We start from the raw sequence: 23,185 nt of genomic DNA, 5'->3' as shown, positions 1-23,185 counted from the left end.
GGCCCAATCGAAAAAAGGACCGCATTGTACGGAGTGGGCCGCTCGTTAGGAACGTGCCGGCTGCTTCGCCTGGATCATCGGTCGTCCTCGTGATCACCGAGAGTCCGGCGTGGGTGATGCTCCATATCGGTGTCGTTATCACCGTGGCGCGATTCGTCGGAAGTCTTTCGTGTTCGTTGCCCATCATCCGGATCGAAATCCGTTTCGGATCGTTCGGGTAGTCGTTCGATACCTTCGCCAACGCCCATGGAACTGTTGCCGAGGGTGCGGTCGACGGCCCCGGTGTTCTGCGCCAACTGACTAGCGCTGGGCGCTGCACGCTCAAGCGAGGCGGCAAGAGCAGCCGTTACAGCGGAAAGCCCAACTACGGCTCCAAGCGCAATTCTCAGATAGGTCCGCATAAATCCTCCTACCAAGTCACGACAACGTTTAGGCAGCTTAGCGAACCAACCGTGCATCACCGGCGAGCATCGCTGACCAACGGCAGTTGGAACCGTCCGCATCGATTCGGGGTCCATCTTCAGAGAGCAGTTGATGGCAAACTTAGAAAGGAATCCAACAATGATCACACCTGCACTGGTAATTCTCTTGATGATCATCGGCTGGAGCGGAGCCGCATTCGCCATGCTTTGGGGCATGCTGCGGATCGCTCGCTACCACCACAAGCGAGGCACTGAAGCGCCGCAGTCCCGGTCAGCCATAGCCACGCGGCACGGTACTGCTGTTTCGCTAAGCGTTTGAAGAAACGAGCTTATCTTCGATAAAAGCCGTGACAGCACGACCGAAAGCTGTAGAATGCCGCTCCACAGACGCGGGATGGAGCAGTCTGGTAGCTCGTCGGGCTCATAACCCGAAGGTCGTCGGTTCAAATCCGGCTCCCGCAACCAAATACGAAAAAGGCCACTCTTGAGTGGCCTTTTTCGTTTGTGCAGCAAGGGAGCAATAAGCTGCTGCTTGCCAGCACCGATGCCTAACCAATTGGCTAAACATTTGAAAAGAAAACTCTTTTCGACGCGAGCGGTTGACAGAGACGCGGCAGCCTGTAGAATGCCGGCTCACAGACGCGGGATGGAGCAGTCTGGTAGCTCGTCGGGCTCATAACCCGAAGGTCGTCGGTTCAAATCCGGCTCCCGCAACCAAATACGAAAAAGGCCACTCATGCGAGTGGCCTTTTTTCGTTGTGTCACGAAATCGCTGCCCTTCTCACGCTGCAATCTCCTGGCATTCTTCTTCGTTAATCCGTTTTGGCATTAACACTCTCTGGTTATGTGCCATTTCCTTCACCGCACAATTTTACTAGCCCGAACGGCTTATTTTGAAAGATGGTTGTCTTATTTGAGATACAGCCAACCCGCAAGAACACCAATAACAGCCAGAAGCGGCACCTCATCATTATCAACAACTTACGGCAACCAAGCGGATATCGCCCAGTTTTTTATAGGATTTCGGCTCGTTTATCTTGACTGCCGCCCTGTTATGGATGATAACTACGTCACATAAAGCAGCGGCAGGATGCTCAACGAAACGGCAAGCCAGACCAACCAAAATGGTCAAGTTTGGCTACCGCAAGTAATTTAGGGATAGCATCGTTTTACAAAGCGCCTTAAGCCTGAGCGCTAAATATTTTTTCTTTATTGCCTGATGCTTATCTCGTATCCCAGCCGAGTGCGGTAGCTTTGCCTAATTGGCTGTAGCCCGCACAAAACGGGATTCACAGGCGAACTGCAGTTCTGCAGCAAGCACGTAAAAAGCGGCCATGACCGCCGATGGCGGTAGCATTGTCTGATGAAAAATTGCCAACAAAACAAATCACCCACAGAACAATGTAAGTCTATGGAATGGCTCTGATCTCCATAAAAAAATAATAGCCGTCCGTGATCTTAAAGTTCGACTTAATTCTTCTCGCAGTTTCTACTCGCCACTTGCACACCCGTATCTTGCGTTATTCCGATTTGGAGCTAACCGTGAGTAATGTATTTCGTAGCGTAGATGCAGAAATGCATCAATTAATTGTTCGGGAGATGAACAACACAGGATATTCCTGCGTCGCCAACTTCCTAACCCAGGATCAATTAAAGTCATTGCAAGATCAGATCCGGGCCGACGCTGAAAAACATAAGGGCCATTATTTCGCGCACCATGGCGGAGATGCGATCGCGAACTCTCTATTGGGCGTGCTAGGCGCTGCGCCGGAGTTTCGTGAAATGCTTGCAGGTATTCATCAGGCAGGTGCGGGAAAAGCCTCGTTTAGCGACGCGATATTTCAGGTACTGCGTTGCGTACAGGGCGATTCAGGCCGCCGAGAGTCAAATTGCTTTCATTACGATGCAAGCCTTCTGACGGTACTGTTACCCATTGAGATTCCTCAACATGGTGCCGACTGCGGTGACCTGATCGTTTTTCCTAACCTCCGCCGTGTACGTTCGAACGTTCTGTTCAATGTGTTGGAAAAAACCTTGCTGCAGAACGCGCTGAGCCGAAAGCTGATCAGCGCCGCCATTCGCCGCAATCTGCTAAAGCCAAAAAAGCTGAAGTTGGTTCCCGGCAATCTCTATCTGTTCTGGGGCTACCGGACACTGCATGCAAACGAGCCTTGCGATCCCGCCAGCCGCCGGGCAACCGCCATCTTTCACTATGGCGATCCGCACGCGGGCAGCCTCGCAACCCGGTTGATCCTCAAGCTGAACCAGCGTCGCGCCCGCCGCGCGACTGCGGCCGGGGCGCATCCGGCCGCCTGAACCGACGTAGCACCAACCTATTTTTCCGCTTCGCACCTTTCGCCATGGCTACCGATAAGGACGTCGAGATGATCAATGTCACCAAATCGTATCTGGGCAACAAGGCCAAGTTTCTTAATTACGTGGACAGCATCTATGCGTCCGGCTGGCTGACGAATCACGGGCCGCTTGTCACAGAGCTGGAGGAACGCCTGCGTGATTATCTAGGGGTCAGGAATATCATCCTCACCAACAACGGGACCCTCGCGTTGCAGATTGCCTATCGAGCGCTGGATCTGTCCGGCAGCGCTATCACCACCCCGTTCAGCTTTGTCGCCACCACCAGCTCGCTGCAATGGGAAGGCATACGGCCGATATTCGCCGATATCGATAAGGCCACCTGGAACCTCGACCCGCACACCATCGAGGCGAGGATTGACGGCGACACCCAGGCAATCGTCGCCACCCATGTCTTTGGCAACGCCTGTGATGTCGAGACCATCGCGCAGATCGCCAACCGTCATCGTTTGAAGGTGATCTACGACGGAGCTCATGCGTTCAGCGTGCGCTACAAGGATCAGTCAGTGTTCAACTGGGGCGATGTCAGCACGCTCAGCTTCCATGCCACCAAGCTCTTTCACACCATCGAAGGGGGCGCCATCGTTACCAATGACGATGCGCTGGCAGCCAGGATTCGCTTGCTGTGCAACTTCGGCATCGTCGACACCGACATCATCAACGGTATCGGTATCAACGCCAAACTCAACGAATTCGCGGCTGCGATGGGCCTGTGCATCCTTGATGACATGCCGCTGATTCTGGAGCAACGGGCGGAGATCGCCCGGCGCTACGAACAGCAACTGGGCGATCACTTCGACCTTCAGCACCAGCAGCCTCACTCCGCTCGAAACCATAGCTACTTTCCGATAGCCCTGGCCAATGAAGAACAGCTGCTACGCAGTCGCAGTGCGTTGAATGCACAAGGTATCAATCCCAGGCGTTACTTCTACCCCTCGCTGGATACCCTCGGCCACCTGCAGCCACAGATGCCGCAGATACAGTCGCGGACCTTAAGCCGCCGCGTGCTGTGCTTGCCGATTTATCCGGGCCTGCCGCGACACATCCAGAACACTGTGGTCCAGACGCTGCTGACCGAATCGGTGCGGCGCACCCGATCGCGCGCGGAACAATACTGGCCGCAGGCCGGCTCTGTCGGGCTGCTGAACGAACACCGGCTCAGCCTGCTCGATCCAGAGTGCAAGCGTATTTCCTGATTCACTCGCGGCGATTGATCGATGTCCGATTCCCGAAAGCTTTCCATGATTCGCAACACCGGCCTGAGCTACGCAGGTCAGGCGTACGCCTTGCTGGTCGGCATTCTCATCTTGCCCTTCTATCTCGGGCATCTGGGGGCGGAAGCCTATGGTCTGATCGGGTTCTTCGCGGTGCTACAGGCTTGGCTGCAATTGCTGGATGCAGGCCTGTCGCCGTCGCTGGTTCGCCAGATCGCTCATTTACGTGGCCGCCCGGTCGCTGCGGCGCAACGCTACGAGCCCGGGCAGTTGCTGCGTTCGTTCGAAATCATCTTCTTGCCGCTGGCGGCGCTGACGGTGCTGACCATTCACTTCTCCAGCGGGTGGATTGCTCACCAGTGGTTGCAGGCGCAGGAGTTGAGTACTGCGACCATCATTCACTGCATCAGCCTGATGGGCTTGATGATCGGCCTGAGGTTGTACGCAACTTTATACAAGAGCGGCCTGCAAGGACTCGAACTGCATGCCTGGCTGAACGGCGCAAACATCCTCGTCGCCACGCTGCGCTATTTCGGCGGCCTGTTTCTGGTGGCTTATGTGAGTCAGGACCCGCTGGACTTCTTTCTGTTTCAGGCAGCGGTAGCACTGATCGAAACGCTGATATTCGCCGCCAAGGCTTATGCACTGATGCCCAACCCAAAGCTGCTGACCGGCTTCGATTGGGCAGTAGTCAGGCCGGTGCTGCCTTTTGCGGCGGGCATGTCGCTTACCTCGGTGTTGTGGATCATCCTGACGCAGTTGGACAAGGTCTTGCTGTCCAACGTGCTGCTGCTCAAGGAGTACGGCTACTTCTCGCTGGTAGCGCTGATTTCGACCGGCATCATGACGCTTACCAATCCGCTGGTGCAGACGCTGCTACCACGCATGACCATGCTCGTCGCCGAAGACCGGATCGCCGAGATGCAGGCGCTTTACCTGAACGCCTCCCGCTTCGTCTGCAGCCTGCTGTTTCCCCTTGCCGGGGTGATCGCCTTTCATTCCGCCGAGCTGATATTCGCCTGGACCGGTGATTTGGAAGCCGCGCAATGGAGCCGATCGGTTCTGCCCTGGTATGTACTGGGCAGCGCGATCATGGCCGTCACCGCCTTCCAATTTTATCTGCAGTACGCCCACGGGCAGTTGCGCCTACATGTGTGGTTCAGCCTGGTCTCCGCCGCGCTAAGCATTCCGCTGGTGACATATGCGACGCTGGAACATGGCGTCTATGGCGCAGCACTGGCCTGGTTCGGGCTGCGCATGCTGACCCTTCTGATCTGGCCGTCGATGGTCCACAAACGCTTCGCTCCCGGCCTGCATCGGCAATGGCTGCAGGACTTGCTGCGCATTACCGCCATGACCGGCCTGGGCCTGTTGATCGGCGAACCGGTGTTCGCGGCCATCGCCAGTGACAACCGCTTCGACACGCTTCTAGGGCTAGCGATCAGCGGATTGATCTGCCTGACGCTGGTCACCTTTACCTCCAAACCCGTCGTACTCCGCCTGTACGTACTGATGACAAAGTCGAGCACCTGATGGACACGCAACTGAAAAGCGAACAAGCCTTGATGGCAACCTGGGGCGACAGACGCGAACCCTTGCTGAGCATCGTCTGTCTGGCCTACAACCATGCCTCTTTCATAAGGGAAACGCTGGAGGGATTCCTCCGGCAGGAAACGGACTTTCCCTTCGAGGTGATCGTTCATGACGACGCCTCGACCGACTCCACTGCGGCGATCATTTGCGAATATGCCGCGCGCTATCCAAACGTGATCAAGCCGATCTATCAGCGCGAAAACCAGTACCGCCAGGGCGTGCCGTTCAGCACACGGCTGTTCGCCCGAGCACGTGGCAAGTACATCGCCTATTGCGAAGGGGATGACTACTGGACCGACCCGCGCAAGCTGCAGCTCCAAGTCGACTTTCTCGAGCAGAACCGCGACTACGTGATCACCTATCACGATGCATTCATGTTCAACAGCCAGGGCGTAGTCCGCAATCCGGACATGCAGGGCAAGTACCGGCAGGACGCCAGCGCCCGAGAGTTGATGCAGGCGCGTCCGATGTCGACGCTGACGGTGTGTTTTCGCAACCTGCTGCAGGAGTTGCCGCCAGAACTGCACGGCGTCGAGGTGCTGGATATCTGCTGGTGGTCACTGCTGGGAGCTTACGGCAAAGGCAAGTTCATCGAAGAAATCAAACCCGCCGCCTACCGCGTGCATGAGGGCGGAATCTTCTCCATGCGCAGCAGCAAACAGCGCATCCAGATGAGCATGCACGCCTATTACAGCCTCGCCCGCTATTACCAGCGGATCGGCGATCAAGCGCTCTACGAGTATTTCCTGATTCAGGTGTTTTCCCATGTGCTGGCATTGATTTCTCCACTCAGCAAGCTGCAGGCGCTGGGCCAGATATTCCAGAACATCAGCGTCAACCTGTTACGCAGGCTTAACCCAGGCGCCTGACTAGCGGATGGCAACGCCGCCGCATCGATAGCGCAACATTCAAGGAAGGATCCGCAATGACTGCCATGACTCGCTCTTCGCTGGAATACGATGCGGACAACCGCATCGACCTGGCGCGTATCCTGCGCGTGGCGTTTGATCACAAGGCACTTATATTCACTATTACAGCCTTCTTCGCCCTGCTCGGCGTCGCCTATGCAATTGTCGCGACGCCGATTTACGAAGCCAGCGCGATGATCCAGATCGAGCCGAAGAAGACCGGTATCACTGGCGTTCCAGAAGCGATCTCCAAGCCCAACTCGGTTTCCCAGGCCGTGACCGAGATAGAACTGATCAAGTCACGTTCGGTTCTTGGGCGCACGGTCAACGCCTTGAAGCTCTACATCACGGCCCGTCCCAAGTACCTACCGCTTCTCGGCGGTTATCTGGCGCGCATGCACGATCCAGAGGAGGACGGGGAATTCGCCGCACCTATGCTGGGCATGGATAGCTACGCCTGGGGCGGTGAGAAACTAGATGTATTTCAGCTGGATGTACCCGAAGCCTACCTGGGCGAAAAGCTGATATTGCGCGCAGGCAACGCAGGCGCCTTCAGTCTGTATGACAAGGACGAGCAACTGCTGCTGCGCGGCAAGACTAATGAAGCGGTGCAACACGAAGGCTTCCGAATCCAGATCGCCGAACTAAAGGCACGTCCCGGTACGGAATTTTCACTCGTGCGAAGCCGCCCGCAAACCACTGCGCTGGATTACCAGAAGCGCCTCAAGGTGGGCGAAGCCGGCAAAGATTCAGGAATCATCTACCTCACCCTTGAAGACCCGGACCCGGACAAGGCCAACCACGTACTTGACCAGATCAGCCGCCTCTATGTGCGTCAGAACATCGAGCGCAGCTCCGCCGAAGCCGCACAGCGCCTGGAGTTCCTGCGTTCACAGGTGCCCCTGGTACGCAAGGAGCTGGAAAAGGCCGAGGCGGCGCTCAACGACTATCAGACCAGCGCGCAGTCGGTGGATATCAGCATCGAGACCAAAGGCGTACTGGATCAGATCGTCGCGTTGGAATCGCAGATTTCCGAGCACAACCTCAAGCGCACCGAATACAACCAGCTGTATACGCCGGAGCACCCGACCTACCAGACCCTGATGAAGAAGATCGACCAGTTGGAGGCGCGAAAGGCCGCTTTGATGGCCGAAATCGACACGCTACCGATGACTCAACAGGAACTGCTGCGCCTGAACCGCGACATGGAGGTCACGACACGCACTTATACCCTGCTGCTGGACAAGGCTCAGGAACAGGACATCCTGCGCGCCGGCACTATCGGTAACGTGCGCATCATCGACAGCGCCTATTCGGTGGTGGAGAAGCCGGCCAAACCGATCAAGCCGCTGGTGGTGCTGGTCGCGATTTTCGTCGGACTGCTGGTTTCGGCAATGGTGATCCTGCTGCGCCAAGTGTTCTATCGCGGCGTCGAAAGCCCGGAGGCAATCGAACATCTGGGCATTCCGGTGTATGCCGCGCTGCCCTATTCGGCGAAACAGGAACACTTGCACCGGCTGCGCAAGATTCGCGACGGCAGAAGCAAGTTGCTGGGTGGTGCCGATCCGGCGGATCTGGCCATCGAGTCCCTGCGCAGCCTACGCACCAGCCTGAAATTCGCCATGCTCGAAACGCGCAACCCGGTATTGGTGATTACCAGCCCGACGCCCTCGGTGGGTAAATCCTTCGTTGCAAGCAATCTGGCGTCGGTCATCGCTCAAGCGGGCCAGCGCGTGTTGCTGATCGATGCAGACATGCGTCGCGGCTATATCGCCAGCATGTTCGGCATGGCGCCGCGCAACGGCCTTTCCGATGCATTGGCCAGCGGTCTGCGCCTCGCTGCGGTGACCAACAAGACCGATCAGACCAACCTGCATTTCATTGCCCGGGGATTTTCCGCGCCGAACCCGTCCGAGCTGCTGATGCACGACAACTTCGCCAGGCTGTTAAAGGAGGCGGAGCGGGAATACGACTTCATCATCATCGATACGCCACCGGTTCTCGCCGTCACCGATGCGGTACTGGTCGCGCAACTGGCTGGTACCAGCCTGCTGGTGGCCCGTTATGGCCTGAGCACCGCAAGCCAGATCGAAGCGTCCAAACGGCGTCTGGCGCAGAACGGAGTGCTCCTCAAGGGCACCATTCTCAACGGTGTAAAACGCAAGGCATCCAGCACTGCCTATGAAACCGGTGCATACGGTTATTACAGCTATTCTCAGAAAGCCTGACACAAACCGTGTGAAAACGTAGCGAGCGCAGTAGTTTTTCACACGGTTTGTAAAGCGAGGGACACGCCATGCTCAGAACCGCCGCCATGATGCAACCCTACCTGTTCCCCTACCTTGGCTACTTTCAGCTGATCGCTCGCAGTGATGCCTTCGTGCTGGGCGATGACCTCCAGTACGTCAAAAGTTCCTGGATAAACCGCAACCGGATACTGGTGAACGGGCAACCGATGCTGATCACTTTTCCATTGCGCAAGGGCAATCAAGGCGATCGGATCAACCAGCGCTGGCTGTGCGACGACTTTTCGCGGCACACGGACAAGCTGCTGAAAACACTGGAGCGCGCCTATGCCCGCGCCCCGTACAAGGTCGCAGTGATCGAGTTGATACGGCAAATCCTGACGTACCCGGAGCGCAATCTGGCGCGATTCACCGAGCACTCCATTCGCCGAATCTGCGCGTATTTGCAGATCCAGACACCGATCCGCATCGGTTCCGAACTGGGGCTACCGGCACGCATGGACAAGCAGGAGCGGGTCGTCAGCATCGCGCGGAAGCTGGACGCCGAGCTGTATATCAATCCCATCGGCGGCATGGAGCTTTACTGCCCCGCGTTTTTCAGAGCGCACGGCGTGGTGTTGCGCTTTCTGCGTATGGCCGACCTGAGCTACCCGCAACTCCACCAGCCCTTCGTGCCGTCGCTTTCGATCATCGACGTACTGATGTTCAACAGCCAAAGCGACGCGCAGGCCCTCCTCAAACGTTTTTCCCTGGTGGAAGGCATCGAGCAGCCGGCCATGCTCCAACGGGCATAGCCGCCACGCCCGCAGAAACGGACACCGGCACCACTCACTACGGAAGGCAAGCACATGGCAGCGCTAAGCAGCAACCCACGCTGGTACCTGATCCAGACCAAACCACGCCAGGAAGCCCGGGCCGAAGAGAACCTCCGACGTCAGCAATTCGAGTGCTACCGACCGCAAAAGCAGCGCGGATCACTCCACGGCAAGGCAGAGGAACCACTTTTCCCGGGTTACCTGTTCATCCGTCTCGATCGGCAAATGGATAACTGGTATCCCATCCGCTCGACCCGAGGCGTTGCTCGTGTGGTCTCCTTCGGCGGAGAACCGACACCGGTCAAAGACGAATTGATCGAACAGCTACGCCAGCGCCTTGCAGTCGAACAGCCGCAACCGGAAGCCCCACGGTTCAAGCCCGGTGAGCGGGTGCAACTCAATGGCGGCAGTTTCCAAGACATCGAGGCAATCTTCATCAGCGCTGACGGTGAACAGCGCTCGGTAATCCTGCTGAACCTGTTACAACGCGAACAGAAGGTCCGCGTGCCCACGAGTTATCTCAACGGTTGCACGTCGCAAGCCATGTTCGCCACAGCCTGGACCGCCGATTGATAAACTGGAGGAATGCCGAGATGAAGGTTCTCCTGCTGCATAGCCTGTATGCGCCCCATATCGGCGGTGGCGCGGAAATCGTCGTACGCCAGTTGGCCGAAGGGCTGCAGGGACGGGGTTGCGATGTCGCGGTACTGGCCACCGGGCCTGAGTCCGGGTTGCACGAGGACACGCACGATGGTGTGCGGGTCTACCGCGCCGGCCTGCATAACTTCTATTGGCATTTCACCCAGACCCGGCCCAACCGACTGCTGCGCCTTGGCTGGCATTATCGAGATCGCTACAACCGCAGCATGCGCCAGCATGTTCGCGAGGTGATTGCACGGGAACGACCCGATCTGGTGGTCTGCAACAACCTGACCGGTTGGTCGGTGTCGGCATGGGACGAGATCAGCGCGGCCGGTCTGCCGATCATTCAAGTGCTGCACGACCTGTACCTGCTGTGCCCCAAAGACACGATGTTCAGCAAAGGGCGCAGTTGCGAGCGCCAGTGCGGCACGTGCTCGGCCTTCCGCCAGCATCATGCCGCAGCGTCGGCCCAGGTCGCAGCGGTGATCGGCGTCAGCCGTTTCGTCCTGAATCGCGTGACTGGCCACGGCTACTTCGGCCAGGCCAGCCGCCACGTGGTACACAACAGCACCACGCTGACCGACAGTTCGCTGCCTGCGCCGCGCCCGAGGCACAGCGGCCTGCTGCGTTTCGGCTACATCGGTACGCTTTCGGAAAACAAGGGCGTGGGCTGGTTGATCGAGCAGTTTCAGGCGCTTTCCATCGACGCGACGCTGGAAATCGCCGGCCGCGGCAAGCTGGACTACGAAGCGAAGATCAAGGCCATGGTCGATCCGGGCAAAGTCAGGTTCGTCGGCTACCAGAACCCGGAAACCTTCATGCGCAACATCGATGTGCTGGTGGTGCCATCGATCTGGGCCGAGCCCTTCGGGCTGGTCGCCATCGAAGCCTGCGCCGAGCATCTGCCTGTCATCGCGACGAATACGGGCGGTTTGCCGGAAATCATTCAGGACGGCGTCAATGGGCTGCTCTGCTCGCCGCATGATCCCGACTCGCTCGGCCGGACGATGCTAAGGCTGTACCTGGACAGCAGCCTGCGTCAGCGCCTGTCCAGGCAGGCGCGTACCAGCGTCGCCCCTTTTCTGAATATGGAACGGATGCTCGATCAGTACCTGTCGATCCTGCACGCCACGCTTCACGGCCGGAGAGCCCATGATGATTCCGAGTTTGCTGATTACTCCGCAACCCAGATCGAGCCCGCTGGCGATTGACAAACCGACGGTGCTGACACTGATTGCAGCCTCGCTGCTGGTCAGCGAAACCTTTGCCGGAGCGCTGCGCTATTACTTGGACATAGCCGGTGTCTCCGCCCTGCTCTACCTGCCGAAACTCGCCTGCGTGGCAGCGGTGGCGCTGGAATTGCCACGCGCTCGAATCAAAGCCGGCGTCTGGCTGGTGCTTTTCGCATTGGTGGTTTCGGCCCTGCTGGCGCTGCTTCACGGGGCCTCGCCGAGCAACGTCGGCTTCAGCGTATTCATCTACATTCCGTTGTTGTTCGGGCTGGTTTGCGGCAGTTATGTGGAACGCAGGATTGGGCTGCTCGGATGGGTCATCGGGCTATGCCTGGTCGCCTCGCTGATCGGCATCGCACTCGACATGTACACCAGCGTGCCATGGAAGGGCTACAGCTACATGATGGGTGATGTCGAATTGAGCGGGAACAGGTCCTGGGCCGTCGGCAGCATCGATCGTCTCGCCGGGTTCGCCCGGATGTCGACCAACCTGGCCGTGATGATCGCGCTGTACAGCCTGTTTCTCGCGGCATTTCTGCAATCGCGGCTGCTACGAATGATGCTCTACCCGCTGGCCTTCGGTGCGATCTTCCTCACCACCAATAAATCCACGGCGGCGGCCTACCTGCTAACGCTGATGATGCTGTTTCTCGCTGGCTATCGCATGCCCAGCGCCACGGCATTCTTCATTGCGGTGATGGTGGGGCTGGCGTTGCCGGTCATCAGCTTGTTGTTGAACATCCCGCAGAGCGAAGCCTACAGCGAGAGCCTCTTGTCATCGTTCAACGACCGATTGATCAACAGCTGGCCCAATTTCATCGAGGTAATCGTCAACGAGGGCTGGGGATGGTGGGGCGCAGGCGTCGGCGCGGTAGGCAGTGCTGCCGCCGCCTTTCCGCTGGCCTGGCTGGAGCTGCTGAGCGTCGCCGACAACACGGCGCTCTATCTTTGGGGAATGCTCGGGATGTTCGGCGTGCTGCTGTATCTGCTGTTGTTCCCATTGCTGCTGCGCCTGCACGACCGCGGCTCGCGCATTCGCGATGCATTGCTGGGCATCGTCTTCTGCATTTGCCTGATCGGCTGGGCCACCGATGTGCTGGAGGTAGTCACCGCCACCCTATTCATCGGCATGGCCATTGCCCATGCCCTGACCCCACGGGATGCCTCACAAGGCACGCGCTATAGCCAGATCGAAACAGGACCAACCCACTCTGCCTTGAACAACCTTCGCCCTCAGTAACGGACGAGCTGCCATGAGCACCCGCCTTCATTTTCGCCATCTGACGCTGATCGCCGTCATGTCCGGCCTGGCGCTGCATGCGCCGGCACAGCAGCAGGAAGATCCTTTCATCGTCGGTGTCTGCTCGCACGATCTGCATCTGCGCGATAGCCGCAGCCAGGGCAACCAGCTAATGCGTGATGCGGGTATCGAGTCGGTACGAACCGACGCGCATTGGGCGTTCCTCGAACGCAACCGCAACCAACTCAAGGTAGAGCCGCACTGGCACCCCTATCTGGCCGGGACTGAAGCGCAGGGACTGGATAGCCTGTTCATTCTCGGTTATGGCAACAGCTTTCACGGCGCTGGCGAAAAGCCGCGCAGCGAACCGGTACGCGCGGCATTCAATCGCTATGTTGCCTTCGTTGCACAGCAGTTTCGCGGTCGAATCAAACACTACGAAGTCTGGAACGAGTGGGACGTCGAAAACCCGACCGACCCGCAGTTCACCGAGGATTACGCCCGGCTAATCACCGACGCGGCGGGGATCATTCGCCAGCATGATCCGGCCGCCAAGGTTTTAGCGGGCGCGGTGACCACAAAAGGAATCGAGTCCGGCTTTGCCCTGCGCCTGGTCGAGGCCGGGGTGATGCAATCGATCGACGGACTCTCGCTGCATCCATATGTGCATTGCCGCGGCCGTGGAAAGAACACGCCCGAAGCCTGGATCGAATGGCTCGCCGAGGTGGATATGGAGCTGTCCCGCGCCGCAGGACAGCCAGTGCCGCTGTATCTCACGGAAATGTCCTGGCCTGCTTACCAGGGCTCCTGCGGCATCGATGAAAGCCTGCAAGCGGCCTATCTGGCACGCAGTTTCTTTCTCGTCAGGACACTGCCCAACGTGCGCGGTTACTGGTGGTACGACTTCAGAAACGACGGCACCGACAGGCGCGAGCGAGAGCACAACTTCGGCCTGCTGCGCCAGGACTACACCTTGAAGCCAGCGTATCGAGTGCTCAAAGCGATCAGCCCGATCGTCCACAACTACCAATTTCTTGAGGATGCGAGCGAATCCGGGAAAGACGCCGTTCTGTTGCGTTTCGGCAACGCCGAAGAACAGCTCCTGATCGCTTGGAGCACCAACAAGGCGCGCTCGGTCAGCATCGAATCCATAGGCAAAACAACCGGCAAGCTGGAGCTGATCGACACCGCGCGCCCTGACCAGGGACGTATCGCAGATGGTGTGACATGGGAATGCCCGACGACCGCGGAAAACTGTACCGCCAGCATCGAGCTCGACGGGTTCCCGAAGATAATCAGCCTCGGCAGGCAGCTCGTTCCAACCCACTAACGGATCGCAGTTTATGAACAGGTTTTTGCAGGGAGAATTTCCAGATGATTGTGATCAATGGTCGCTTTCTTACTCAGGAAATACGCGGCGTGCAGCGCTTCGCGGAGCAGATCTGTTTGCAACTCAAAGGACTGCGCGACGATTTGGTATTCGTCGCCCCGCACGACATACACCTGCACGACAGTGCCGAGCAGTTACAGGTGCAGCGGATAGGCCGGCAGAGAGGGCATCTCTGGGAACAGCTGGACCTCCCGTTGTGGCTGGCTAGAAACGGCAGCCCGCCGCTGGTCTCGCTGTGCAATACCGCACCGCTTGCATACAGCAACCAAATCGCGACCCATCACGACATTACCTACGTCAGACATCCGGAGAGCTACTCGAAAGCTTTCCGAGTCACCTATCGCCGCCTGACGCCCGTATTGCTCAAGCGAATCAAGGCCTTGATTACCGTGAGTGAATTTTCCCGAAAAGAAATAGCTCGCTTCTACGGCTACCCGGCGCACCAGATCTGTGTGGTGCCCAACGCCGTGGATTCGCGTTTTCAGCCGTTCTGCGCAGAGCAATGCCACGGTAGATCGACGCCCTATCTGCTGGCGGTGTCATCGCCTAGCGCACACAAGAACTTCGCCCGGATGGTGGCGGCCTTTCTTAGGATGGAGGGCCTCGACGAGGTGGAGCTGCGCATCATCGGCGACTCGAACCGGATCTTTTCAGGCAGCCTTCATGATGTCGGCGGCAGCCGACGCATCCGGATGCTTGGCCGGCTCACCGACGAGGAATTGGTGGAAGCCTATCAGGGCGCGACGGCCTTCGTGTTTCCTTCGGTCTATGAAGGCTTCGGTATTCCACCGCTCGAGGCGCAGGCATGTGGCTGCCCAGTGATCGCCGCACGTGCAGCCTCGATTCCAGAGGTGCTAGGCGATAGCGCGCTGTACTTCGATCCGCTGGACGTACGGGATATCGCTGGCTGCATGAAACGAGTTCTACAGGACGAGTCGCTACGCAATGATCTGCGTCGCCGTGGCAAGGCAAACGTCGCGCGCTTCTGCTGGATCTCATCGGCCCGGCAGGTTTCTCGCCTGATCGATCAGGCCTTCACCGGGGTGCCGTATATCGGTGATAGCGACCTTCAGCAGTTGCCGTTCAGCCCGCCAGAAAGCTAGCCGCTCGCCAGATAGCAAACTCACCAGCCGAACTACGCGGAGCGTGAGCACGCGCCGCGATGGCCGCCGCCGTACCCATTTTCAGTCGCCATACCTGCCGGCTGATTCCGCTGCCACGCCACAAATCCATAAAAGGCCTTCGTATGAAAATTGCCATTGTTCATGACTGGCTAGTGACCTACGCCGGAGCCGAGCGGGTACTCGCCGGGCTGCTCGAAACTTGGCCGGACGCCGATCTGCATGCAGTGATCGATTTCCTCTCCGACGAAGATCGCGCCAGCCTCGGTGGCAAACGTGCCACCACGACCTTCATCCAACAACTGCCCAAGGCGAAGACGCACTACCAGAAATACCTGCCGTTGATGCCGCTGGCCATCGAGCAGCTCGACATGTCCGCCTACGACCTGGTGATCTCCAGCAGCCACGCCGTGGCCAAGGGTGTACTCACCGGGCCCAACCAGCTGCATATCAGCTACGTGCATTCACCGATCCGCTACGCCTGGGATCTGCAACATCAGTACCTGCACGAGGCCAGCCTGGACCGGGGTTTCAAGGCCAAGCTGGCGCGCATGCTCTTGCACTACATGCGCATGTGGGATCAGCGCACGGCCAGCGGTGTGGACGAGTTCGTCGCCAACTCGCATTTCATCGGCCGGCGCATCAACAAAAGTTATCGGCGCGAGTCAACCGTGATCTATCCGCCGGTCGATACCCGACAGTTCACGTTGCACACAGAGAAGGAGGACTTCTATCTGACGGCGTCGCGCATGGTGCCTTACAAACGCATCCCGATGATCGTCGAAGCATTTTCCCGAATGCCCGACAAGAAGCTCATCGTCATCGGCACCGGGCCCGAGATGGAAAAGGCGAAGGAACTCGCAACGCCGAACGTGACGCTGATGGGCTATCAGAGCTTCGCGGTGCTGTTGCATCACATGCAACGCGCCCGCGCGTTCGTGTTCGCTGCAGAGGAAGATTTCGGCATTGCGCCCATCGAAGCTCAGGCCTGTGGGACGCCGGTCATTGCTTATGGAAGGGGTGGCGTGCTGGAAACCGTGCGCGGCCTTGATCACCCCGAACCGACGGGCGTGTTCTACTTCGAGCAGACGCCGGAGTCGCTGATTGCCGCGGTCAGCGAGTTTGAATCGGAAGCGCATCACATCCGGTCTGAGACATGCCGTGCAAGTGCAGAGCGCTTTTCAACCGAACGATTCAGGCAGGAGATTAAGTCTTTTGTCGATACTAGGGTTCGCGAAGTTACTTCGCTCCAAGGGCAGGACGCGCTACTGCATCGGCCAATCGTAACGCCGGTGAACATCGCACCGGTTTACCCAGCGGCGGTTCCGATGAAGCACGCCTGATCAGGGCCCCATCAATTGCGAGGTTTCAAGGATGAACACAGCAGCTACAACTCAACGTATCCAAACCACCTGCGCACTGAGCATCGCTCTGCTGATCAGCGGGACCACGAGCGCCAACCAAGGGTTCGAACAGCCTGGTGGCGAGGTGTATCGCCAGGGCTACGAAAGCTTTGCAGTGGGCACCCCTAGCTGTGACAGCAGCCAGGACCCCCGAGTCATCATTTTCGGTGGCGCTCGCCAGACCGCAACGCCCTGCGCCGATGCCAATACGTCCGTGACGGTCACACCGCCCGTGCGCCTGGCGCGACCGCTTTCGGGCCGCCAGTACATCAGGTCTGGCGACAGCATCCGTTATTCGTTTTGAATCCAGCGACCTTCGGAGGCAACCATGAACAATGCAGACAAAAACACGCAGTCGCTGGTATTCGCCGATGGGTATTCCTACACCGAAATATTCCAGGCGCCCGAAACGCCGGGAATGCCGAGCAGCAATCGGTTGATCACGGTCTTCCATGCGTTTTTCACCGATGACCACGACACTGACATTCTCGAAGCCAGCCAGACCGAAGCGGCGCCCGCCGAAGCGATCGAGCTGGCCGCCAAGGACGTTTGACTGCCCAGCTAGTCCTAACACGCAACACACCCCGCGTTTCCTCCTGCAGCCCGGCTAACGTTTCGTCAGGGAATTTCCCCTGACGTGGCGACCACGCCCACGATTCACGCCGAGACAATTCATGACTCCCAAAACCACCGTGGTGACCGTGACCTATGGCGACCGGCTGGCCTACTTGCAGCTGCTGGTCGAGCGTGTACTGGCTTTTACCGAAATCAGCGAGGTGATTGTGGTGAGCAATGCCGCACTCGCGCCGCTGGAACAACTGCTGGAGCGTTGGCCGGGACAGGTCAGGCTGATTCAGTTACAGCACAATACCGGCTCGGCGAATGGTTACGCTGTGGCGATCGAGGCAGCACTGGCAGGCGGGGCCGATTACATCTGGATGATGGACGATGACAACGCTCCCACTGCAGCAGCGGTGTCGATCCTGCATCGTGAACTTGCGCGTCTCATCGGTCTGCTTGGCCCGGACCGGGTAGCGGTGCTGGGCTATCGCGCGACGCAGCAGGCAGATATCGCCCAGGGGGTACCGACCCGCTACATCCTTCAGCCACGCTCCAGCTACTTCGGTTTTCACATCGCCCAATTGCCTTACAAACTCTGGCGCCGCCTGCCCTGGACCAAGCGGCCCGGCAAGCGACCGGCGAGTATCAGCCTGCCCTTCGCTCCCTATGGCGGCATGCTGGCGCACCGCAGCCTGTATCAACGCATCGGCGTGCCTTTGAAGGAACTGGTGCTGTACGTCGATGACACCGAATACACACGCCGCATCACCGCCAGCGGCGGTCGGCTGTTCTTGTTTACCGACGCGGTGATCGACGAGCTCGAGCAATCCTGGAATATCAAGGAACACACGCGGAACATCTACGAGACCTTCCTGCTCGGCAATTCGGATTTCCGCGCCTACTACGCTGCGCGCAACCAGGCCTGGTTCGACAAGAACATCTGGGCCGCGTCGCCCCGGCTGCATCGCCTGAACCGCGCGATATTTCTCACCCTGCTGCGCCTGGTCGCGAGACTGCGCAATACCCGTGAGCGCCTGACGCTCATCGAGCAGGCCATCCATGACGGCGAAAACGGTGCCTTAGGCATGAGCAAGACCTTTCCGTTGCGTTGACCAGCCGTAGCGTTGGCACAGAGGACATTGTTATGGGCATCACAGCGGTTCAGCGAGAAGGAAACAACTTCGACTTCTTGCGTTTCTTCGCCGCATCGGCCGTGGTCATCGGACACTGCTACTGGCTGTCCGGGATTGGCCATGCGGAGCCGGTGCGGCTGTTCACCGGATCGATGGATACCGCGGATATTGCCGTGAATCTGTTTTTCGTAATGAGCGGCTTTCTGATCGCTGCTTCATGGATCAACAGCCGCAGCGCGCTGGATTTCGCCGCCAAACGGGCGCTACGGATTTTTCCGGCTTTATGCGTATCGGTATTGTTCACCGTACTGGTTGTCGGCCCCCTGGCGACCGGGTTGCCGCTGAAGGAATATTTGCTTAGCAGCCAGACGATGCGATATCTGTTGAACATGGCGTTGGTGACCCAGTTTCATCTGCCGGGGGTATTTGCCGACAATCCGTTTCCGGACACGGTCAATGGGTCGGTCTGGACATTGCCCTATGAAGTGCTGATGTACGCCTCGTTGATGCTGATGGGCTTGCTCAAGCTGTTCGGACGAATCGCCATATTGGCAGTGCCCATAGTGCTCATATTGATCCATTTCCATCTAGCGCCGAGCCTGGGACTGGAAAACGACATCCTGCGCAAATCCACCCGGCTGGGGATGTTCTTTTTCTTCGGGTCGGCACTGTACCTGTATCGCAAAAGCCTGCCCTGGAACTGGAAGGTCGCGCTGGCGTTGCTGGTGTTGTCGCTGCTCAGTGCTAAAACCGAGCTATGGCTGTATTTCCATGTGCTGACGCTGCCCTATCTCACTATCTATCTGGCGCACCTGAAGATTCCGCGGCTCTCTGGGTTCGGCAAATACGGCGATTTTTCTTACGGCATCTATATCTTCAGCTTTCCGATTCAACAGCTGTTGATGCACTGGTTCAGCCCGCATCTATCACTACCCGCCTTTATGGCGATCAGCTTGTCGGCCAGCATCGCCATCGCAGCGCTGTCCTGGCATCTGATCGAGTCGCCGGCATTGCGTCTGAAGCGTTATCTACCCGGCAGTCGTGAGCGTGTCCAACGCACGGACCTCAGCCCCGCGCCCTGACAAACCGCTCGGCAAGCTGGCTGCCCTATGAATCCTGAGCGCCCGGCTCGGCATCGCCGTCAACAAGGCGTCGAATGGTTGCCACCAGTACATCGAGTCCTGTGCCCTTGGGCAGGAACTGGTCGACGAGATCGCGCCCAGGAATTTGCTGAGGCAGCGCGGCGCTCATCATCAGAATGGGAACGTCATCGAAAGACGAATTTCTGCGGATCGTTCGAACCATTTCGAAGCCGTTGAGCTCCGGCATCATGTAATCGGTAATGATCAAGGCCGGCTTCTCCTGCTCGAGCCTGGCCAAACCCTGCGCCCCGTTCGCCGCCTCGGCAACCCGGTAGCCTTCCTCTTCCAGGATCATCACCATCAGTTTGCTAAGCCCGAGCTCATCCTCGACCAGCAGCACAAGCGGCGCCAGCCCGTCCCGGCCTTCTTCAGACATCCTCGCGCCCCGACGAAGGCTGACGGTGCGGGTGCCCCGCCACTACTCCCTCCGTACGCTCCATGCGTTCTCCCACCATGAACCCCTCCGCCCCCAAGTTGAATTCGAAGACATAAGGATCGAAGCCACTCTCACGCATCTTCAGAATGGCCAGGGTCCGATAAAGCCGTGATTCGAGTTCGGCGTATCTCAACAGCACGATATTTTCTGCAATCGCCGACACCGCGGCGAACCGCAAGCCATTTTCCCCTCCGACGATTTCTGCCAATTCGGCGGTAAATACCGTGGTGACACCCTCGCAACGAAGGATGGCAGTCAGCGTGCTGAAGAATCGACCAAGCTGCTGAGTATTGATGGCCGCCTGCTTGAACGCATCGACGCCGTCGACGAACAAACGCCTGACGCCACGGCTCCGGACCGCATTCAGAATTTCTTCTGCTAGCTGGTCCTGCAACAATTCGGTCGGCGCGTGATGGATAACCTCGACAACACCGCTGTCGATCATCGCGCCCAAGTTCAGGCCCAACGCAGTGGCGCGACGTCGCAGGCGATGCGCATCTTCATAGAAACCAAAAATCAAGCCTGGCTCCGCTTCACTGCTCTGGCAGATGAAGCTAAGACCCAACGTCGTTTTACCTACGCCCGTGGGGCCGACCAGCAGTGTCGTCGACGAGAAAGGGATACCGCCTTGAATGATGTGATCCAGGCCACTGGCACCAGTGCTGAGCCGCTGATCACGCATCGGCGCGGATGTCAGCTCTCCGGTGACCGCCTCGAGCCGCGGAAACACACGGAAGCCTGCGCCAGTAATAGACGTCATGTGCCGGCCGGAAATGAAATCGCTCCCCCGGAACTTGCACACCTGCAGATAGCGGAAGGTCCGAAACTGGTCCTCGTCGCTGCCCAGATGCAACCAGCCGTCGACCATGGTGAATTCCGGGCTACCGGAATCGCGCTTGCTGTTGGTCAACAGCAATATCGTACAGCCAACAACATCAGCATAGATCGATAGGTCGTTAATGAACTCTCGGAACGCCCGTTCCGATTCGGCGTTTTCTTCCAGCGCGAACAGACCGTCGATGACGATAAGCGACGCCTGCTGTCGCTTCCCGTTGCGCGTCAGGTAGCGGAGGATGCCTTCCAGTCCGTCCATGCGAAGAATATCGAAGGCGCTCTCATACACCACCGACGTGCCCGCGTACTGGTTATCCATGAACGCCATGTTTTGCAAATGGCGCAGCAAGCGATGGTGAGTCTCGGCCAGCAGCGTCACATACAGCGAGCGCTCTCCACGAGCCGCCCAGCTGTAGCAGATCTGATTGGCCAGAATCGTCTTACCCTGGCCAGGCCCACCCTGGACGATATATACCGCGCGCGGCAGCAGACCGCCCTTGAGCACAGCGTCCAGCCCCGGCACACCGGTGGGAACATGGTCCGGTCCCGCTTGCGAGGAGGTATAGGTATCAGTCACAGCAACTATCCATTCAAGTCAGTGCGCGCATACTAGCAAAGGGTCTGAACCATTCGTTGCTTTGCCTATACGTTGGTCACCGTCCGCGGATGTGCGTTCAGAGCACATCCAGCGAAGGCGTTCAGATCACCATTTTCAGGCCTTTATCTGCCCCCCTTTCGCCGCGGCCAGACCGAGACTGCCCTAACTAGAGCGCCCCGTTGCGCCCATCATCGCTTGAACTGGAGCCAGGCGACTAAACGACCTACCATGCGCGGCGAATTCATGCCTAATAACAACCAAATTTATGCCATTTGCCCCTCTGTTTCGCGTGGACCTGCGGCGGCTAATTGTGCTGCTGGCGATACTCAGCGGGTTGATCACGCTGGGCATCAGCTTTTATGCAAGCTATCAGGTTCAGCGCGAGTCGCTGATCAGCAGCACGCTCGAGGCCAATCGAGCCTACGCGGCGAAGCTTGCGGACAGTACCGATCGGTTCTTCCGGTCGGCTCAACAACAGCTGGCCTTCAGCGCAGAGGTTATCGCCGAGCGATTCGGCAACGATGGCGCGTTGCGCGACGAGACCAGGCGCCTGCGATTACAGACGGACAGCTTCAACTCGATCGTAATAACCGGCGCACAAGGCGTCGTGCGGGCAACCTCGTCCAATGCAAGCCAATTGCTAGGTCAGCAACTCGCTTCGCCGGGAGCATTCGAAGCACTTCGCGAACGACGGCCCGTGATCAGCAAGCCCTACATTGCAGCGACCGGCAAGTTGGTAGTGGTGATATCGCAGCCGATCTTCAGCGAGAACGGCAGTTATCTGGGTTACGTGGGCGGCACCATTTACCTGACGGAAGAAAGCATCCTCAACAGCCTGCTCGGCGCGCACTACTACCAAGATGGTTCTTACCTATACGCGGTGGATCAGAACCGGCGGCTGCTCTATCACCCGGACCCCAAGCGGCTCGGCACCGTAGTGGGCGACAACGAGGTCATTGATCGTGTAATCGCTGGAGAGTCGGGCAGCCAACGCGTGATCAACAGCCAGGGCAGCGACATGTTGGCCGGCTACGCGGCTCTGCCAACAGCCGGTTGGGGCATCATTGCACAACGTCCCACGGCAGCGACCCTGCACCCCCTCGACGGTTTGATGTTGAAAGTTCTGCGCCAGACCGCACCCCTCGCCCTGCTGACGTTTCTTGGCGTGTGGTGGCTTTCAGGATGGATCTCCCACCCGCTCTGGCAACTGGCAAAAAGCGCAAGCGAGATGGACGCAGCAAACAGTGCCGAACGAATCCAACACATCCGTTCCTGGTATTTCGAGGCCGCACAACTCAAACGTGCCATGCAGTTGGGCATCCGCTTGTTGCACCAACGCATCGGCAAACTCAATCTCGATGCCCAGACCGATCCGTTGACCGGTCTGCATAACCGGCGCGGCCTCACGCTTGCCCTGGATGTCCTGCGCGCCGAAGGCCGCCCATTCGCCGCCGTCGCCCTGGATATCGATCACTTCAAACGCATCAACGACAGTTACGGCCACGACGCGGGGGATCAGGTCATTCGGCATTTGGCACAGATAATGACTGCCTGCTCGCGGGGCGCCGACACGCTATGCCGAAGTGGCGGCGAAGAGTTTCTGATGCTATTGCCGGACACCAATCTCGAATCGGCAGTGCTGGTTGCCGAGCGGCTGCGTCAGTGCGTCGAACAAGATGAAATTTCGCAGGTGGGCCACCTCACTATTTCTCTGGGTATCGCGCTCTGGCCGCTGCACGCCGACAGCATCGAGGGCGTCCTCAAGCTTGCCGATAGTGCGCTGTACAAGGCCAAGCAGCAGGGCCGCAATCGCTCGCAAATCGCTGAGACGGATCAGAGCACGCCGGAGGATTTCTCGCACAGCGGCTAACCGTTTTGCCAT

Annotated in this window: 20 protein-coding genes and 2 tRNA genes; 19 read left to right on the top strand and 3 right to left on the bottom strand. The window is 58.4% G+C overall.

The features are described 5' to 3' along the window. Positions 1-74 precede the first annotated feature (74 nt). A complete protein-coding gene (locus D7241_RS04395) occupies positions 75-638 on the bottom strand; it encodes a hypothetical protein (RefSeq protein WP_408100457.1) in 564 nt (187 codons plus the stop codon). 172 nt (positions 639-810) lie between these two features. Between D7241_RS04395 and D7241_RS04390 the strand changes: the two genes are divergently transcribed. The 18 genes from D7241_RS04390 to D7241_RS04305 all read left to right on the top strand — a co-directional run bounded on the left by D7241_RS04390 (position 811) and on the right by D7241_RS04305 (position 19,375). Next, a tRNA-Met gene (locus D7241_RS04390) sits at positions 811-887 on the top strand. A gap of 175 nt (positions 888-1,062) precedes the next feature. Next, positions 1,063-1,139: transfer RNA gene (locus D7241_RS04385), tRNA-Met, on the top strand. An 825-nt stretch (positions 1,140-1,964) separates the two neighbouring features. Beyond that, entirely contained in the window at positions 1,965-2,738 is a 774-nt protein-coding gene (locus D7241_RS04380; protein WP_408100456.1) for a hypothetical protein, read from the top strand. Positions 2,739-2,806: 68 nt separating this feature from the next. Then, positions 2,807-3,991 carry a DegT/DnrJ/EryC1/StrS family aminotransferase gene (locus tag D7241_RS04375; protein ID WP_408100455.1) on the top strand — a complete coding sequence of 395 codons (1,185 nt, stop codon included), beginning with the start codon at positions 2,807-2,809 and terminating at the stop codon, positions 3,989-3,991. 21 nt (positions 3,992-4,012) lie between these two features. Further along, entirely contained in the window at positions 4,013-5,542 is a 1,530-nt protein-coding gene (locus D7241_RS04370) for a polysaccharide biosynthesis protein (RefSeq protein ID WP_408100454.1), read from the top strand. Beyond that, positions 5,542-6,471, top strand: coding sequence for a glycosyltransferase family 2 protein (locus tag D7241_RS04365; RefSeq protein ID WP_408100453.1), 930 nt, complete (start codon positions 5,542-5,544; stop codon positions 6,469-6,471). Before D7241_RS04370 ends, D7241_RS04365 begins: the two co-directional genes overlap by 1 nt. Positions 6,472-6,527: 56 nt before the next feature. After that, on the top strand, positions 6,528-8,738 hold the full coding sequence (locus D7241_RS04360; protein ID WP_408100452.1) for a polysaccharide biosynthesis tyrosine autokinase: 2,211 nt from the start codon (positions 6,528-6,530) through the stop codon (positions 8,736-8,738). A 68-nt stretch (positions 8,739-8,806) separates the two neighbouring features. Then, positions 8,807-9,550, top strand: a complete 744-nt coding sequence (locus D7241_RS04355; protein ID WP_408100451.1) for a WbqC family protein — start codon at positions 8,807-8,809, stop codon at positions 9,548-9,550. Positions 9,551-9,604: 54 nt separating this feature from the next. Continuing rightward, entirely contained in the window at positions 9,605-10,144 is a 540-nt protein-coding gene (gene rfaH / locus D7241_RS04350) for a transcription/translation regulatory transformer protein RfaH (RefSeq protein WP_408100450.1), read from the top strand. A 20-nt stretch (positions 10,145-10,164) separates the two neighbouring features. After that, a complete protein-coding gene (locus D7241_RS04345) occupies positions 10,165-11,424 on the top strand; it encodes a glycosyltransferase family 4 protein (protein WP_408100449.1) in 1,260 nt (419 codons plus the stop codon). Then, positions 11,369-12,685: a hypothetical protein gene (locus D7241_RS04340; protein WP_408101187.1), complete on the top strand. Its 1,317-nt coding sequence runs from the start codon at positions 11,369-11,371 to the stop codon at positions 12,683-12,685. Before D7241_RS04345 ends, D7241_RS04340 begins: the two co-directional genes overlap by 56 nt. A gap of 13 nt (positions 12,686-12,698) precedes the next feature. Continuing rightward, entirely contained in the window at positions 12,699-14,015 is a 1,317-nt protein-coding gene (locus tag D7241_RS04335; protein WP_408100448.1) for a hypothetical protein, read from the top strand. Positions 14,016-14,059: 44 nt separating this feature from the next. Beyond that, positions 14,060-15,178: a glycosyltransferase family 4 protein gene (locus D7241_RS04330; RefSeq protein WP_408100447.1), complete on the top strand. Its 1,119-nt coding sequence runs from the start codon at positions 14,060-14,062 to the stop codon at positions 15,176-15,178. A 143-nt stretch (positions 15,179-15,321) separates the two neighbouring features. After that, the gene (locus tag D7241_RS04325; protein ID WP_408100446.1) at positions 15,322-16,539 is read left to right on the top strand and encodes a glycosyltransferase family 4 protein; all 1,218 of its coding nucleotides are present in this window, start codon (positions 15,322-15,324) and stop codon (positions 16,537-16,539) included. 31 nt (positions 16,540-16,570) lie between these two features. Beyond that, complete coding sequence (locus D7241_RS04320; protein WP_408100445.1) at positions 16,571-16,903, top strand: hypothetical protein; 333 nt, start codon at positions 16,571-16,573, stop codon at positions 16,901-16,903. Positions 16,904-16,927: 24 nt separating this feature from the next. Continuing rightward, positions 16,928-17,152, top strand: coding sequence for a hypothetical protein (locus tag D7241_RS04315; protein ID WP_408100444.1), 225 nt, complete (start codon positions 16,928-16,930; stop codon positions 17,150-17,152). Between the two features lie 121 nt (positions 17,153-17,273). Then, positions 17,274-18,272, top strand: a complete 999-nt coding sequence (locus D7241_RS04310) for a glycosyltransferase (protein WP_408100443.1) — start codon at positions 17,274-17,276, stop codon at positions 18,270-18,272. A gap of 32 nt (positions 18,273-18,304) precedes the next feature. Then, on the top strand, positions 18,305-19,375 hold the full coding sequence (locus D7241_RS04305) for an acyltransferase family protein (protein WP_408100442.1): 1,071 nt from the start codon (positions 18,305-18,307) through the stop codon (positions 19,373-19,375). A gap of 25 nt (positions 19,376-19,400) precedes the next feature. On the opposite strand, the gene D7241_RS04300 is transcribed toward D7241_RS04305, so the two are convergent. Both D7241_RS04300 and D7241_RS04295 read right to left on the bottom strand, forming a co-directional pair. Further along, positions 19,401-19,811 carry a response regulator transcription factor gene (locus D7241_RS04300; protein ID WP_408100441.1) on the bottom strand — a complete coding sequence of 137 codons (411 nt, stop codon included), beginning with the start codon at positions 19,809-19,811 and terminating at the stop codon, positions 19,401-19,403. Then, positions 19,804-21,282 carry an RAD55 family ATPase gene (locus D7241_RS04295; RefSeq protein ID WP_408100440.1) on the bottom strand — a complete coding sequence of 493 codons (1,479 nt, stop codon included), beginning with the start codon at positions 21,280-21,282 and terminating at the stop codon, positions 19,804-19,806. Before D7241_RS04295 ends, D7241_RS04300 begins: the two co-directional genes overlap by 8 nt. A 286-nt stretch (positions 21,283-21,568) precedes the next feature. On the opposite strand from D7241_RS04295, the gene D7241_RS04290 reads away from it, so the two are divergent. After that, the gene (locus tag D7241_RS04290; protein WP_408100439.1) at positions 21,569-23,173 is read left to right on the top strand and encodes a sensor domain-containing diguanylate cyclase; all 1,605 of its coding nucleotides are present in this window, start codon (positions 21,569-21,571) and stop codon (positions 23,171-23,173) included. Positions 23,174-23,185 lie beyond the last annotated feature (12 nt).

It is taken from the genome of Stutzerimonas sp. VN223-3 (genome assembly GCF_045999685.1).
GTDB lineage: Bacteria > Pseudomonadota > Gammaproteobacteria > Pseudomonadales > Pseudomonadaceae > Stutzerimonas > Stutzerimonas stutzeri_AR.
The sequence above is the reverse complement of the archived record's forward strand: the minus strand, read 5'-3'. Positions and strand labels throughout refer to the sequence as shown.